Origin of the sequence: Streptomyces sp. NPDC002044 (assembly GCF_040296725.1) — a bacterium.
Lineage (GTDB): Bacteria > Actinomycetota > Actinomycetes > Streptomycetales > Streptomycetaceae > Streptomyces > Streptomyces antarcticus.
Genome location: NZ_JBEOXU010000040.1, coordinates 17,076 through 30,546, shown reverse-complemented (window position 1 = coordinate 30,546; position 13,471 = coordinate 17,076). Strand labels below are relative to the sequence as shown.

Genomic DNA, 13,471 nt, shown 5'->3' with positions numbered 1-13,471 from the left:
ATCCGCCGCCCCGTAGGAGCCCAGAAGAAAGGGACGGACAGCCGGTGTCGACTCCGTTCTATGTGTCACCCCAGCAGGCCATGGCGGACCGGGCGGAGTATGCCCGCAAGGGCATCGCGCGCGGTCGCAGCCTCGTCGTGCTCCAGTACGCCGACGGCATCGTGTTCGTCGGCGAGAACCCCTCTCGCGCGCTGCACAAGTTCAGCGAGATCTACGACCGGATCGGCTTCGCGGCCGCCGGGAAGTACAACGAGTACGAGAACCTGCGGATCGGTGGTGTGCGCTACGCGGATCTGCGCGGATACACCTACGACCGCGACGATGTGACGGCCCGTGGGCTGGCGAACGTCTACGCCCAGACGCTCGGCACCATCTTCTCCTCGGCCGGCGAGAAGCCGTACGAGGTGGAGCTGGTGGTGGCCGAGGTCGGGGCGACCGCGGCGGGCGACCAGATCTACCGGCTGCCGCACGACGGGTCGATCGTGGACGAGCACGGTTCGGTCGCGGTCGGCGGGAACGCCGAGCAGATCAGTACGTTCCTGGACCAGCGCCACCAGGACGGGATGACGCTGGCCGAGGCGCTGAAGCTGGCGGTGCAGGCGCTGTCCAGTCAGGCGAACGGCGCGGACAAGGCGATTCCGGCGGAGCGGCTGGAGGTCGCGGTGCTGGACCGGACGCGGGCGCAGCAGCGCAAGTTCAAGCGGATCCGGGGCCGGCAGCTGGCGCGGTTGCTGGAGGCGGATGTTCCGGCCGCGGCGCAGGCGGACGCGGTGTCGAACGACGAGGCGCCGGAGGACGACGCCGAGTAGGGCGAGCGGCAGTGGTCCGGGGAGCCCCGGTCCGTCCCTGTGGGGGTGGGCCGGGGCTTTCGCGTGTCCGGTGCGGGGTCAGCGGGTCGGGGCGGGGCCGGTGGAGTCGCGGACGACGAGGGTGACGGGGAGGTCGGGGGCGGTCCAGGGGGCGCCGTCGAGGACGGCGAGGAGGGCGGCCATGCCGTGTTCGCCGACGCGTTCGGCGGGGAGCCGGACGGTGGTGAGTTCGGGTTCGACGGCGGTGGCGAGGGCGAGGTCGTCGAAGCCGGTGACGGAGAGGTCGTCGGGGACGCGCAGGCCGAGGCGGCGGGCGGCTTTGCAGGCGCCGGCGGCGAGGATGTCGTCGTCGCAGACGATGGCGGTGGGGCGCTCTCCGGGGGCTGCGAGGGCGGCTTCCGCGGCCGTACGGGCGCCGTGGACGGTGAGGGGGGCCCGTACGGTGCGGAGCTCGGCGCAGGGGCTCAGGAGGGCGCTGAGGGCTTCGGCGCGGATGTCGAAGGTCCAGGAGTCGACGGCGGAGGCGAGGTGGAGGAAGCGCCGGTGGCCGAGGGCGAGGAGGTGTTCGGTGACCTGGCGCGTGCCGTCGGCCATGGCGAGGTTGACGTGGGCGGCGGCGCCGGGGGCGGTGGGGTCGCTGTCGAGCATGACGAGGGGGAGGCCGTCGCCGCCGAGGGCGGTGAGGGCGTCGGTGGCCATGGAGGAGGCGATGACGCCGTCGAGGGCGGCGCGGGCGGAGGCGAAGGGGTCGCGGGCGGGGCCGGTGCCGTCGGGGGAGGGGTAGAGGACGACGCCGAAGTCGTGTTCGGCGGCGACGCGGGCGGCGCCGGTGTAGACGCGGGCGAAGAATTCGTTGGTGAGGGCGGGGACGACGAGGAGGGCGGTGCGGGTGGTGCCGAGGCGGAGGTTGCGGGCGGCGAGGTTGGGGCGGTAGCCGAGGTGGGCGGCTGTTTCGCGGACGAGGCCGGCGGTGCGTTCGGAGACGCGGCCGCGCCATTTGTCGCCGAGGACGAGGGAGACGGTGGCCTGGGAGACGCCTGCGGCGGCGGCCACGTCGCGGCTGGTGGGTCTCGTCACGCGGGTCTCCTGGAGTGCTGGTGGTGCGGGGGTGGGGGCGGGGTGGTGTGGTGCGCGGGGTGGACCGGCGGACTGCGGCCATGGTACGTATGACCCGTCGAGTTATACGTATTACCCCGGCGGTGGCCGGGCGGAGAGGGGCGGACATGGCCGCGGGATACGCGGAGCTGCTCAGGACCAGGCATGCCGCGAGGCTGCTGGTGGGCACGCTCGTTGGCCGGCTGCCGAACGCCGTCGCGCCGATCGCGATCGTGCTGTTCACGCGTGCCGAGGGGGGCAGCTACAGCCTGGCGGGCGCGCTGGCCGCGGCGTACGGCGTGGCGAACGCGGTGGGCCAGCCGTTGCTGGGGCGGGCCGTGGACCTGCTCGGGCAGCCGCGGGTGCAGCTGCCCGCGGCGGTGGTGTCGGCGCTCGGCATGGTGTGGCTCGCCCTGGCGGGTACCGGGTCGGTGGTGGCCGCGTATGGCGCGGTGGTCGTGGCGGGGCTGTTCACACCGCCGCTGGAGGGCGGGCTGCGGGCCCTGTGGCCGGGCGTGCTGGGCGGCAAGGAGGAGCGGGTGCACGCCGCGTACGCGATGGACGCGGTGGCCCAGGAGGTCATGTTCACCGTCGGGCCGCTGCTGGTGACGCTGTGCGTCGCGCTGTGGAGTCCGGCGGCGGCGCTGCTGGCGATCAACGCGGTGGGCGTGCTGGGCGCGCTGTCGGTCGTGGTCAGCGAGCCGTCGCGCGCGTGGCGTTCGGAGCCGCGGGAGGCGCACTGGCTGGGGGCGCTGCGTTCGCGGGGGCTGCTGGCGCTGCTGGGGGCGTTCTTCTTCGTGGGGGCCGCGCTGGGTTCCATCACGGTGGCGGGCGTGGCGTACGCGGACGGCCACGGCGGTCAGGCCGTGTACGGGTGGATGATGGCGGCGCTGGGTCTCGGCGCGCTGGTGGGCGGTGTGGCGTACGGGTCGCGGCAGTGGCCCGGTGTGCCGGAGGTGCGGCTGCGGCTGCTGATCGCGCTGCTGGCGGTCTGCTATCTGCCGCTGATGCTGGTGCCGGGTCCGGTGGCGATGTCGGCGCTGGCGGCGCTGGCGGGGGTGTTCCTGGCGCCGGCGCTCGCGTGCGCGTTCATCGTGGTGGACCGGCACGCTCCCGTGGGCACGGTGACGGAGGCGTTCTCGTGGCTGGTGACCTTCTTCGGGGTGGGCGCGGCGATCGGTACGGGGGTGGCGGGGCCGGCCGTGGAGCTGGGGGGCACGGCGACCGGTTTCGGTGTGGCGAGCGTGGCCGGGGCGGCGGCGCTGCTGGTGCTGACGTTCACTCAGCGGGCGCTGGCGGCTCCGGGCCGCGGCGGGGCGGTGGCGGGTGCGCCGGACGGGGCGTCAGGGGCGCCGTCCGGGGCGGCTTCCGGAGTGTCCTCGGGGGGCTGACCGGCGGGTCGGCGGGGGGTCTTGCGGGGGGCTCATCGGAAAATGATCGAAACGGCGCTCTCGAACTCGGTTTCAGAACAGGGCCAGAGGCGTAATGTTCAGTCATGGACCGCCGCATTTTCGGGCTGGAGAACGAGTACGGCGTCACGTGCACGTTCAGGGGACAGCGCCGACTGTCTCCTGACGAAGTGGCGCGCTACCTCTTCCGCCGTGTTGTGTCATGGGGCCGCAGCAGCAATGTCTTCCTGCGGAACGGCGCCCGCCTGTACCTCGACGTGGGGTCGCATCCGGAATATGCAACCCCGGAATGCGACAACCTGACCGAACTGGTCACCCACGACAAGGCCGGCGAGCGCATTCTCGAAGGACTGCTCGTCGATGCCGAGCGCCGCCTGCACGAGGAGGGAATCGCGGGCGACGTCTATCTCTTCAAGAACAACACCGACTCGGCGGGCAATTCGTACGGTTGCCACGAGAACTACCTGGTGGCCCGGCACGGAGAATTCTCCCGCCTGGCGGACATCCTGATTCCGTTCCTCGTCACGCGGCAGCTGATCTGCGGTGCGGGCAAGGTGCTCCAGACCCCGCGGGGCGCGGTCTACTGCGTGAGTCAGCGGGCCGAGCACATCTGGGAGGGCGTGAGTTCCGCGACGACCCGCTCCCGGCCGATCATCAACACCCGGGACGAGCCGCACGCGGACGCCGAGCGCTACCGCCGGCTGCACGTGATCGTCGGCGACTCGAACATGTCCGAGACGACCATGCTGCTCAAGGTCGGTGCCACCGACCTGGTGCTGCGCATGATCGAGGCGGGCACGGTGATGCGGGACCTGACCCTGGAGAACCCGATCCGGGCGATCCGCGAGGTCAGCCACGACATCACGGGTCAGCGCAAGGTGCGGCTGGCGAGCGGCCGGGAGGCGTCGGCGCTGGAGATCCAGCGCGAGTACTACGACAAGGCCGTGGACTTCGCCGAGCGCCGGGGCATCCGCACCGGTGTGGTGGACCAGGTGCTGGAGCTGTGGGGCCGCACCCTCGACGCGATCGACGCCGAGGACCTGGACCGGATCGGGACCGAGATCGACTGGGTGATGAAGTACCAGCTGATCGAGCGGTACCGGGCCAAGCACAACATGACCATGTCGAACCCGCGGGTGGCTCAGATAGACCTCGCCTACCACGACATCCACCGCCGGCGCGGGCTGTACTACCTGCTGGAGCGCAAGGGGCAGGCGGCGCGGATCTGCAACGACCTCAAGATCTTCGAGGGCAAGTCGGTGCCCCCGCAGACGACGAGGGCGCGGCTGCGGGGCGACTTCATCCGCCGGGCGCAGGAGCAGCGGCGGGACTTCACGGTCGACTGGGTGCACCTGAAGCTCAATGACCAGGCGCAGCGGACGGTGCTGTGCAAGGACCCGTTCCGGTCGGTGGACGACCGGGTGGAGAAGCTGATCGCCGGTATGTAGGACCGCGGTGTGACATCGCGCTGATCTTCGGCAGGGCCCCGTACGCGTCTCGTACGGGGCCCTGCGCACGGCTTAGAGTGGCGGCGACCGCCTTGTCGTCTGAGATCTGAGGAACACGTGCGCCGACTTGCCGGCCTGCTGGTCGTCCCCCTTCTGCTGCTGTCGACAGCGGCGTGTGGCGATGACAGCGGCTCTGACTCCAGCCAGATGAAGAACGGGGTGCCCGCGATCACGAAGGGCGCCAAGTTCGGGGAGGAGCCCACCCTGTCGCAGGGCGCGGGCGAGCCGCCGAAGGAACTGAAGGTGGAGGTCATCAGCGAGGGCAAGGGCCCGGCGCTGAAGAAGGGCGACATCGCCCAGGTGAACTACCTCGGCCAGGTGTGGGACGGCAAGGAGCCGTTCGACGCCAGCTTCGGCAAGGGCAAGCCGTTCGACGTCACCGTCGGCGCGGGCGCGGTCATCAAGGGCTGGGACCAGGGCCTGGAGGGCCAGAAGGTCGGCAGCCGCGTCGAGCTCGTGATCCCGCCGGAACTGGGCTACGGCGCGCAGGGCTCGGGCGAGAAGATCAAGCCCAACGCCACGCTGGTCTTCGTCGTGGACATCGTCAAGGGCACGACCGTCCCGGTCTCCGCCACCGGCAAGGAAGTCGCCCAGGAGAACAAGGACCTGCCGAAGGTCGGTACGAACACGGACGGCAAGGAAGTCGCCGTGACCGTGCCGAAGGACGTGACGCCGCCGGCGAAGCTGGTGTCGAACTACGTGCTGGAGGGTGACGGCGAGGCGGTGAAGGACACCGGCAGCGTCGTCGTGAAGTTCCACGGCAAGACGTGGAAGGACGACAAGACCTTCGAAAGCACGTACGCCAACGACACCACGGTGACCTGGCCGATGGAGCAGCTGTCGGTCAAGGGTCTGAAGGACGGCCTGATCGGCAAGAAGGTCGGCAGCCGTGTCCTGCTGGTCATCCCGCCGGACATGGCCTTCGCCGACAAGGAGCAGGGGACGATCCCGGCCAATTCGACGCTGGTCTTCAGCCTCGACATCCTCGCGGTGATGTAAGACTGTTCCGGTTGTCCCCCCGGCCACCGCCGGGCCGGGGCCCCTGTCGGTACCTATGAGGAGCAGTTCCGTGAGCATCGAGAAGCCCGAGATCGACTTCCCCGAGGGCGACGTCCCCACCGACCTCGTCATCGAGGACATCTGGGAGGGCGACGGCGCCGAGGCCAAGGCCGGATCCACGGTCTCCGTCCACTACGTGGGCGTGGCCTTCTCCACCGGTGAGGAGTTCGACGCCTCCTGGGGCCGCGGCGCGCCGCTGCAGTTCCAGCTCGGCATCGGCCGGGTCATCCCCGGATGGGACCAGGGCGTCCAGGGCATGAAGGTCGGCGGCCGCCGCAAGCTGACGATCCCGGCGCACCTCGCGTACGGCGACCGCGGCGCGGGCGCGGCCATCAAGCCGGGCGAGACGCTGATCTTCGTCTGTGACCTGATGGGCGCCTGATCCGCCCGCGGTGACGTCGTGGGGCCCCCGCCGGTCGGCGGGGGCCCTCGCTTTTGTCCGGGCGCGCCGGGGCGGTACGGTCAACGGTCACGAGTGTGTGTCGAGAGCGGGGGAACGGCGTCGATGGCGATTGCCAAGGCCGAGAGGCTGATGAATCTGGCGCTGTGCCTGCTGGGGACCCGCCGACCGCTCAGCAAGCGCGAGCTGCGGGGGTCCATCGAGGCGTACATGGAGGCCGGCAACGACGAGTCCTTCAACCGCATGTTCGAGCGGGACAAGGACGACCTGCGGGAACTCGGCCTGGTCATCGAGACCGTGGAGAACCTGGACGGCGACACCGGCTACCTGGCCCGCCGGGACAGCAACCGGCTGCCGCCCGTGAGCCTGGACGCCGAGGAGGCCGCCGCCCTGGGCCTGGCCGCCAAGGTCTGGCAGCAGGCGCGCCTCGCGGGCGCCGCCAGCGGCGCCCTGCAGAAGCTGCGCGCCGGCGGGATGCCGGAGGCGGGGGACCCGTACGCGGGCCAGCACAGTGCCATCGAGCCGCGCATCCCGGTCCACGAGGCGGCCTTCGAGCCGCTGATGCTGGCCTGCCGGGACCGCCGGCCGGTGGCCTTCGACTACCGCAAGTCCAACGCGGCGCGCCCCGAGCCCCGGCAGGTCGAGCCCTGGGCGCTGGAGTGCTGGCGGGGCCACTGGTACCTGGCCGGCTACGACCGGGACCGCGGGGCGGAGCGCGTGTTCCGGCTCTCCCGGATCACCGGGAAGGTCCGCTCCCGGGCGGCGAAGTACACCGCCGAGGTGCCCGACGTGGTGACCGTGCGGGAGACCGTGGCGAGCTGGGCCGGGGAGGGGGCGGAGCGTTCCGCGCTGATCCGGCTGCGCGCCGGGGCCGGGTACCCGCTGCGGGCCAAGGCCACCGCCGTGCGCGAGGGCGCCGAGGGCTGGGACGAGCTGGAGATCCCGTACGGGCACGGCCTCGACGCCTGGCTGGTGGAGTTCGGCCCCGACGTGGTGGTCGTGGAGCCCGCCGACCTCCGGGCCGACGTGGTGGACCGGCTCCGCGCCGTCGCCAAGGGCTGACCGGCCCGCCCGCCGGACCGCCGGGCCGGACCCGCGGGTCCGGCGTCCTACCCCGCGCAACCGCGCCAACCGCACCGCACGCCCTGAGGGGGAGACGTACCAGCATGGCTGCCAACGCCATCGACCAGACCCGCCGGATGCTGTCCCTGGTGACCTACCTGCGCGAGCGCCCCGGGGCGCACGTCGCCGACGTCGCACGCGCCTTCGGGATCACCGAGGACGAGCTGATCTCGGACCTCGACGTGCTGCCCATGTGCGGGACCAGCTTCCGCGGCGGCGACCTGCTCGACATCGACACCGACGGGGAGCGCATCTGGTGGCGCAACCCCGACGCCTCGGGGGAGTCCACCGCCGAGCCGCTGCGCCTGGCCGCCGACGAGGCGACCGCGCTGCTGGTCGCCGCCCGCGCCGTGGCCACGCTGCCCGGCCTGCGCGAGAGCGACCGGGACGCCCTGCTGCGGGCCACCGCCAAGCTGGAGGCGGCCGCGGGCGAGGTCGCGGGGGCCAGCTCGCGGCTTTCGGTGACCTTCGAGTCCGAGGGCGGGGTCTTCGCCGACGTCGACCGGGCCATCGCGGAGCGCCGGCGGCTGTGGCTGCGGTACTACTCGCCCGCGCGGGACGAGCTGACCGAGCGCAAGGTCGACCCGATCCGGCTGTTCGCGGTGGGGCACACGTACATGGAGGGGTGGTGCCACCTCTCCGAGGCCCGGCGCACCTTCCGCCTCGACCGGGTCGCGGAGATCCGGATCCTGGACGAGCGGGCCGAGCCGCCGGCGATCGAGCCGCGCGACCTGTCCGAGGGGCTCGTGCAGCCGGCCGCCGAGGACCCGGAGGTCGTGGTCGAGGTCGGGCCCGGCGGGCGCTGGGTCGCCGAGTACTACCCGCACGACAGCGCCGAGGAGCTGCCCGAGGGGGGCCTGCGGATCACGCTGCGCAGCCCGGATCCGGCGTCGCTGCGCCGGCTCGCGCTGCGGCTGGGCCGCGAGGGCCGGATCGTCGTCCCCGCGGAGCTGGCGGAGAGCGCGCGGAGCGCCGCTCGAGAAGCGCTCGCGGGGTACGGGGAACAGGTCTGAGGGGAGCGTCGGCCGATGTCGCCCATGCCAGGGCCCGTCGCCTTCAAGGCGGCCTGTCCCGATTGCCGGTCCCGGTTCGAGCTGGACGCGGGCGCCCTGCGCCTGGCGATCGGTGTCAGCCGGCGGACCACCTTCTACTCGTTCACCTGTCCCGAGTGCGGCGCCGCCGTGCGCAAACCCGCCGGTGAGCGCATCGTGGAGCTGCTGACCGGGGGCGGTGTGAGCACCCTGCGCAGCGTCTGACGCGGCCGGTGCCCTACGCTCGTCCCATGCTGTGGCCGATGATCGCAATTGCCCTGGGCTTCCTCGGGGTCGCCGTCCTCGCAATCCTGGCCCTGCGGGTCTTCGTGGAGGTGCGCAGGCTGTCCGGGCAGGTCGCGTCGGCGAGCCGCCGGATCTCCGACGCCTCGGGCGACCTGGAGCGGGCGGCGGCCGACCTGGCCCGGGCGGGGCGCACCGTACGCCCGTGAAAACGGGACGAAACGGTGTGACCGGGGCATTGAAAAGGGCGTCCCGGGCAAGCGCGACGTCGCCGGGGGATTGCCGGGCGTTAACCCCCTGGGGTTACGATCCTCGGTAGAGACAGTCCCAGGCGCCCGTCGGGTGTGCAGTGAACCTCGGAGAAAAGGAAGATACCTATGTTCGGCAACCTCAGGGGTTGGGAAATCTTCGTCATTCTCGGGGTCATCATCCTCCTCTTCGGCGCGAAGAAGCTCCCGGACATGGCCCGCTCCCTCGGCAAGTCGGCCCGCATCCTCAAGAGCGAGGCCAAGGCCATGAAGAAGGAGGGCGAGGCCGACGACACGGCCGCCGCCCCCACCGTCGCGGACGCCGCCCCGCAGCAGCCGGTGGTGCCCCGCACCATCCAGGCCGCGCCCGGTGACGTCACCAGCTCCCGGCCCGTCAACGAGGCGAACCGCACCACCCAGGGCTGACACAAGCCGCACACGCCAGCCAACTGCAACGAGCCAAGGGACGTGGGTTGCTCAAGTCTGCCCGCAAGCAGGGGAAAGCGGACAAGGACGCCGAAGGGCGGATGCCTCTTGTCGAGCACCTGCGTGAGCTGAGAAACCGTCTGCTGAAGTCGGTCCTGGCGATCCTTCTGATCACCGTCGTCTCGGCCTTCTTCTACAAGGACCTCATCGACTTCATGCTGAAGCCGATGCTGGACTCCGTCGGCTGCACCGGTGGGGTGGTCTCGCAGCGCAACGGCCGCCCCTGCGCCGACATGACGGTGAACGGCCTCATCGCGCCGTTCTCGATCGCCCTGAAGGTCTCCCTCACCGCCGGTGTGGTCCTGTCCGCCCCGGTGTGGCTCTACCAGCTGTGGGCGTTCACCGCCCCCGGCCTGCACAGCCACGAGAAGAAGTACGCGATGAGCTTCGTCGCGGTCGGCGCGCCGCTGTTCGGCGCCGGCGCGGTGCTCGCGTACAAGGTCCTCCCGCAGACCGCGACGGTCCTGCTCGAATTCACCCCCGACAACGCGCGCAACCTGCTGCCGGTCGACGACTACCTCGACCTGGTCACGCGCATGGTCGTCGTCTTCGGCCTGGCCTTCGAGCTGCCGCTGCTGCTCATCCTGCTGAACATCACCGGAGCGCTCACCGCGAAGCGGCTGGCGAGCTGGTGGCGCGCCATGGTCCTCGGGATCACGGTGTTCGCCGCGTTCGCCACTCCCACCGGCGACCCGCTGACGATGCTGTCCCTCGCCGTCCCGATCGTCGCCCTCTACTTCCTCGCGCTCGGCATCTGCACGGTCAACGACCGCCGGCGCCGGCGCAACAACCCCGACGCGGCCCTGGACGACGACGAGGCCTCCCCGCTGGACCTGACCCCCGAGCCGGTCGGGCGGATGGAACCGGCCCCGGCCCCCGCGGCCCTGCCCGGCCAGGCCGACGGCGGGCGCCAGCGGATCAACGGGTACGACGACGCGACCTGACGGTGACGGGCCGGTCCGGCCGGCCGGCCTCGTGCGGCGGCCGTCCGGCGGCCCGTCCCACGGCCGTCCGGACGGCGTGCGGGAACCCCGTCGTGCTCCGCTTAAATGATCGCGACTGTTGTCAGGGGTGGCGGGTAGGCTCGATCCCAAGATGACCGAAGAACTCTCACCCGCCGACCGGTACGCCGCGTTCCGGCGCCGCGCCGCCGAAGAGGCCACCGCGCTGCACCCCTTCCGCGAGATGTACGGCTTCGAGCTGGACCCGTTCCAGATCGAGGCGTGCAAGGCCCTGGAGGCCGGCAAGGGCGTCCTGGTGGCCGCCCCGACCGGCTCGGGCAAGACGATCGTCGGCGAGTTCGCCGTGCACCTGGCCCTCCAGCAGGGCCGCAAGTGCTTCTACACGACGCCGATCAAAGCCCTGTCGAACCAGAAGTTCGCCGACCTCGTCAAGCGCTACGGCGCCGACAAGGTGGGCCTGCTGACGGGTGACAACAGCGTCAACGCCGACGCGCCGGTGGTCGTGATGACCACCGAGGTGCTCCGCAACATGCTGTACGCGGGCTCACAGGCGCTGCGCGGTCTGGGTTACGTCGTGATGGACGAGGTGCACTACCTCTCCGACCGGTTCCGCGGAGCCGTCTGGGAAGAGGTGATCATCCACCTTCCCGCGTCGGTGACCCTGGTCTCCCTGTCGGCCACCGTGTCCAACGCCGAGGAGTTCGGCGACTGGCTGGACACCGTGCGCGGCGACACCGAGGTCATCGTCTCCGAGGAGCGGCCCGTACCGCTGTGGCAGCACGTCATGGCCGGACGCCGCATCTTCGACCTGTTCGAGGAGGAGTCCGACCACGGCGGCCGCGGCTCCGCGCGCCGCGAGGTCAACCCCGACCTGCTGCGGATGGCGCGCGAGGAGAACACCCGGTCGTACAGCCCCAAGGACCGGCGGCGCGGGAAGATGGTCCGCGAGGCCGACCGCGAGCGCGAGCGGCGCTCCCGCGGCCGGATCTGGACCCCGTCTCGGCCGGAGGTCATCGCCCGCCTCGACAACGACGGGCTGCTGCCCGCCATCAACTTCATCTTCAGCCGGGCCGGCTGCCAGGCCGCCGTCCAGCAGTGCCTGCACGCGGGCCTGCGGCTCAACGACGACTCCGCGCGCCGGTCCGTACGAGAGATCGTCGAGGCGCGGACCTCCTCCATCCCCACCGAGGACCTGCACGTCCTGGGCTACTACGAGTGGCTCGAAGGACTTGAGCGGGGCATCGCCTCGCACCACGCGGGCATGCTGCCCACCTTCAAGGAGGTCGTGGAGGAACTGTTCGTCCGCGGCCTCGTCAAGGCCGTCTTCGCCACCGAGACCCTCGCGCTGGGCATCAACATGCCCGCGCGCACGGTGATCCTGGAGAAGCTCGTCAAGTGGAACGGCGAGCAGCACGCCGACATCACCCCCGGCGAGTACACGCAGCTGACCGGCCGGGCCGGGCGGCGCGGGATCGACGTCGAGGGACACGCCGTCGTGCTCTGGCAGCGCGGCATGGACCCGGTGGGACTCGCCGGGCTCGCGGGCACCCGTACGTATCCGCTGCGCTCCAGCTTCAAGCCCTCGTACAACATGGCCGTGAACCTGGTCAGCCAGTTCGGGCGGCACCGTTCGCGCGAACTGCTGGAGACCTCCTTCGCCCAGTTCCAGGCCGACCGCTCGGTCGTCGGGATCTCCCGGCAGGTGCAGCGCAACGAGGAGGGGCTGGAGGGATACCAGGAGGGCATGTCCTGCCACCTGGGGGACTTCGAGGAGTACGCGCGGCTGCGCCGGGACCTCAAGGACCGCGAGACCGACCTGGCCAAGCAGGGCGCCGCCCAGCGCCGGGCGCAGGCGGCCGGTTCACTGGAGAAGCTCAAGCCGGGCGACATCATCCACGTGCCGAGCGGCAAGTTCGCCGGACTGGCGCTCGTCCTGGACCCGGGCGTTCCGGCCGGGCGGGTCAACGGGCACCGCGGACACGAGTACACCGAGGGGCCGCGGCCGCTGGTGCTCACCTCCGAGCGGCAGGTCAAGCGGCTCGCCGCGATCGACTTCCCGGTGCCGGTGGAGCCCCTCGACCGGATGCGGATCCCCAAGACCTTCAACCCCCGTTCCCCGCAGTCCCGTCGGGACCTGGCCTCGCAACTGCGGACCAAGGCCGGCGACTTCAGGCCCGGGCGCGCGCCGCGCGGGCGGGCCGCCGCGGCCGACGACCGTGAGATCGCGCGGCTGCGCGCCGCGCTGCGCGCGCACCCGTGCCACGGGTGCGACGAGCGCGAGGACCACGCCCGCTGGGCGGAGCGCTACCACCGGCTCCAGCGCGACACACGGCAACTGGAGCAGCGGATCGAGGGCCGGACGAACACCATCGCCCGCACCTTCGACCGGATCCACGCACTGCTCACCGATCTGGACTACCTGCGTGAGGACGAGGTCACCGCGCACGGCAAGCGGCTCGCCCGGCTGTACGGGGAGCTCGACCTGCTGGCGTCGGAGTGCCTGCGCGAGGGTGTCTGGGAGGGGCTGAGCCCGGCCGAACTGGCCGCCTGCGTCTCGGCGCTGGTCTTCGAGGCGCGGCAGTCCGACGACGCGGTCGCGCCGAAGGTCCCCGGGGGCGCGGCGAAGGCGGCGCTCGGCGAGATGGTCCGCATCTGGGGCCGGCTCGACGCGCTGGAGGAGGAGCACGGCATCAACCAGGCGGAGGGCGTGGGCCAGCGCGAGCCGGACCTCGGCTTCGCGTGGGCGGCCTACCAGTGGGCGTCCGACAAGGGCCTGGACGAGGTGCTGCGCGAGGCCGAGATGCCGGCCGGCGACTTCGTGCGCTGGTGCAAGCAGGTCATCGACGTGCTCGGGCAGGTCGCCGCGGCGGCCCCCTCGGCGTCCGGTGACAGCGGGAGCACGGTGGCGCGAAACGCCCGCAAGGCGGTGGAGGGACTGCTCCGGGGGGTAGTGGCCTACAGCTCGGTCGGCTGACACTTCCCGGAAGGAGACGCCCTGGTGGGGGGGGGAATTAAAATTGTAACACCCACCCGGTATAAGGTTGAGGTAAGGGGCGGGGGTTGCACGTAGAGTGATGTATTTAAAAGAAAAAACGCGAA

Annotated in this window: 13 protein-coding genes; 12 read left to right on the top strand and 1 reads right to left on the bottom strand. The window is 71.5% G+C overall.

The window, feature by feature from the left end:
* The first annotated feature begins 44 nt into the window (after nucleotides 1-44).
* On the top strand, nucleotides 45-809 hold the full coding sequence (gene prcA / locus ABT106_RS13350) for a proteasome subunit alpha (protein ID WP_351276121.1): 765 nt from the start codon (nucleotides 45-47) through the stop codon (nucleotides 807-809).
* 78 nt (nucleotides 810-887) lie between these two features.
* Here prcA and ABT106_RS13345 read toward each other — a convergent pair whose 3' ends face one another.
* Nucleotides 888-1,886, bottom strand: coding sequence for a LacI family DNA-binding transcriptional regulator (locus ABT106_RS13345; protein WP_351276119.1), 999 nt, complete (start codon nucleotides 1,884-1,886; stop codon nucleotides 888-890).
* Between the two features lie 146 nt (nucleotides 1,887-2,032).
* Between ABT106_RS13345 and ABT106_RS13340 the strand changes: the two genes are divergently transcribed.
* The 11 genes from ABT106_RS13340 to ABT106_RS13290 all read left to right on the top strand — a co-directional run bounded on the left by ABT106_RS13340 (nucleotide 2,033) and on the right by ABT106_RS13290 (nucleotide 13,346).
* Nucleotides 2,033-3,295 (top strand): MFS transporter, encoded by a 1,263-nt coding sequence (locus ABT106_RS13340; protein ID WP_351276117.1) that lies wholly within the window; start codon nucleotides 2,033-2,035, stop codon nucleotides 3,293-3,295.
* Between the two features lie 104 nt (nucleotides 3,296-3,399).
* Complete coding sequence (gene pafA, locus ABT106_RS13335; protein WP_030768414.1) at nucleotides 3,400-4,761, top strand: Pup--protein ligase; 1,362 nt, start codon at nucleotides 3,400-3,402, stop codon at nucleotides 4,759-4,761.
* A 117-nt stretch (nucleotides 4,762-4,878) separates the two neighbouring features.
* The gene (locus tag ABT106_RS13330; protein WP_351276114.1) at nucleotides 4,879-5,820 is read left to right on the top strand and encodes an FKBP-type peptidyl-prolyl cis-trans isomerase; all 942 of its coding nucleotides are present in this window, start codon (nucleotides 4,879-4,881) and stop codon (nucleotides 5,818-5,820) included.
* A 70-nt stretch (nucleotides 5,821-5,890) separates the two neighbouring features.
* On the top strand, nucleotides 5,891-6,262 hold the full coding sequence (locus tag ABT106_RS13325; protein ID WP_351276112.1) for an FKBP-type peptidyl-prolyl cis-trans isomerase: 372 nt from the start codon (nucleotides 5,891-5,893) through the stop codon (nucleotides 6,260-6,262).
* A gap of 123 nt (nucleotides 6,263-6,385) precedes the next feature.
* A complete protein-coding gene (locus ABT106_RS13320) occupies nucleotides 6,386-7,342 on the top strand; it encodes a helix-turn-helix transcriptional regulator (RefSeq protein ID WP_351276110.1) in 957 nt (318 codons plus the stop codon).
* A gap of 104 nt (nucleotides 7,343-7,446) precedes the next feature.
* Nucleotides 7,447-8,415, top strand: a complete 969-nt coding sequence (locus ABT106_RS13315) for a helix-turn-helix transcriptional regulator (RefSeq protein WP_351276108.1) — start codon at nucleotides 7,447-7,449, stop codon at nucleotides 8,413-8,415.
* Nucleotides 8,416-8,430: 15 nt separating this feature from the next.
* Nucleotides 8,431-8,658, top strand: a complete 228-nt coding sequence (locus tag ABT106_RS13310; protein WP_351276106.1) for a CpXC domain-containing protein — start codon at nucleotides 8,431-8,433, stop codon at nucleotides 8,656-8,658.
* Nucleotides 8,659-8,684: 26 nt separating this feature from the next.
* Nucleotides 8,685-8,885 (top strand): hypothetical protein, encoded by a 201-nt coding sequence (locus ABT106_RS13305; RefSeq protein WP_351276104.1) that lies wholly within the window; start codon nucleotides 8,685-8,687, stop codon nucleotides 8,883-8,885.
* Between the two features lie 168 nt (nucleotides 8,886-9,053).
* Entirely contained in the window at nucleotides 9,054-9,350 is a 297-nt protein-coding gene (gene tatA, locus ABT106_RS13300) for a Sec-independent protein translocase subunit TatA (RefSeq protein ID WP_351276102.1), read from the top strand.
* Nucleotides 9,351-9,397: 47 nt separating this feature from the next.
* Nucleotides 9,398-10,354, top strand: coding sequence for a twin-arginine translocase subunit TatC (gene tatC / locus ABT106_RS13295; RefSeq protein ID WP_351276100.1), 957 nt, complete (start codon nucleotides 9,398-9,400; stop codon nucleotides 10,352-10,354).
* A gap of 151 nt (nucleotides 10,355-10,505) precedes the next feature.
* Nucleotides 10,506-13,346: a DEAD/DEAH box helicase gene (locus ABT106_RS13290; protein WP_351276098.1), complete on the top strand. Its 2,841-nt coding sequence runs from the start codon at nucleotides 10,506-10,508 to the stop codon at nucleotides 13,344-13,346.
* Nucleotides 13,347-13,471: the final 125 nt, after the last annotated feature.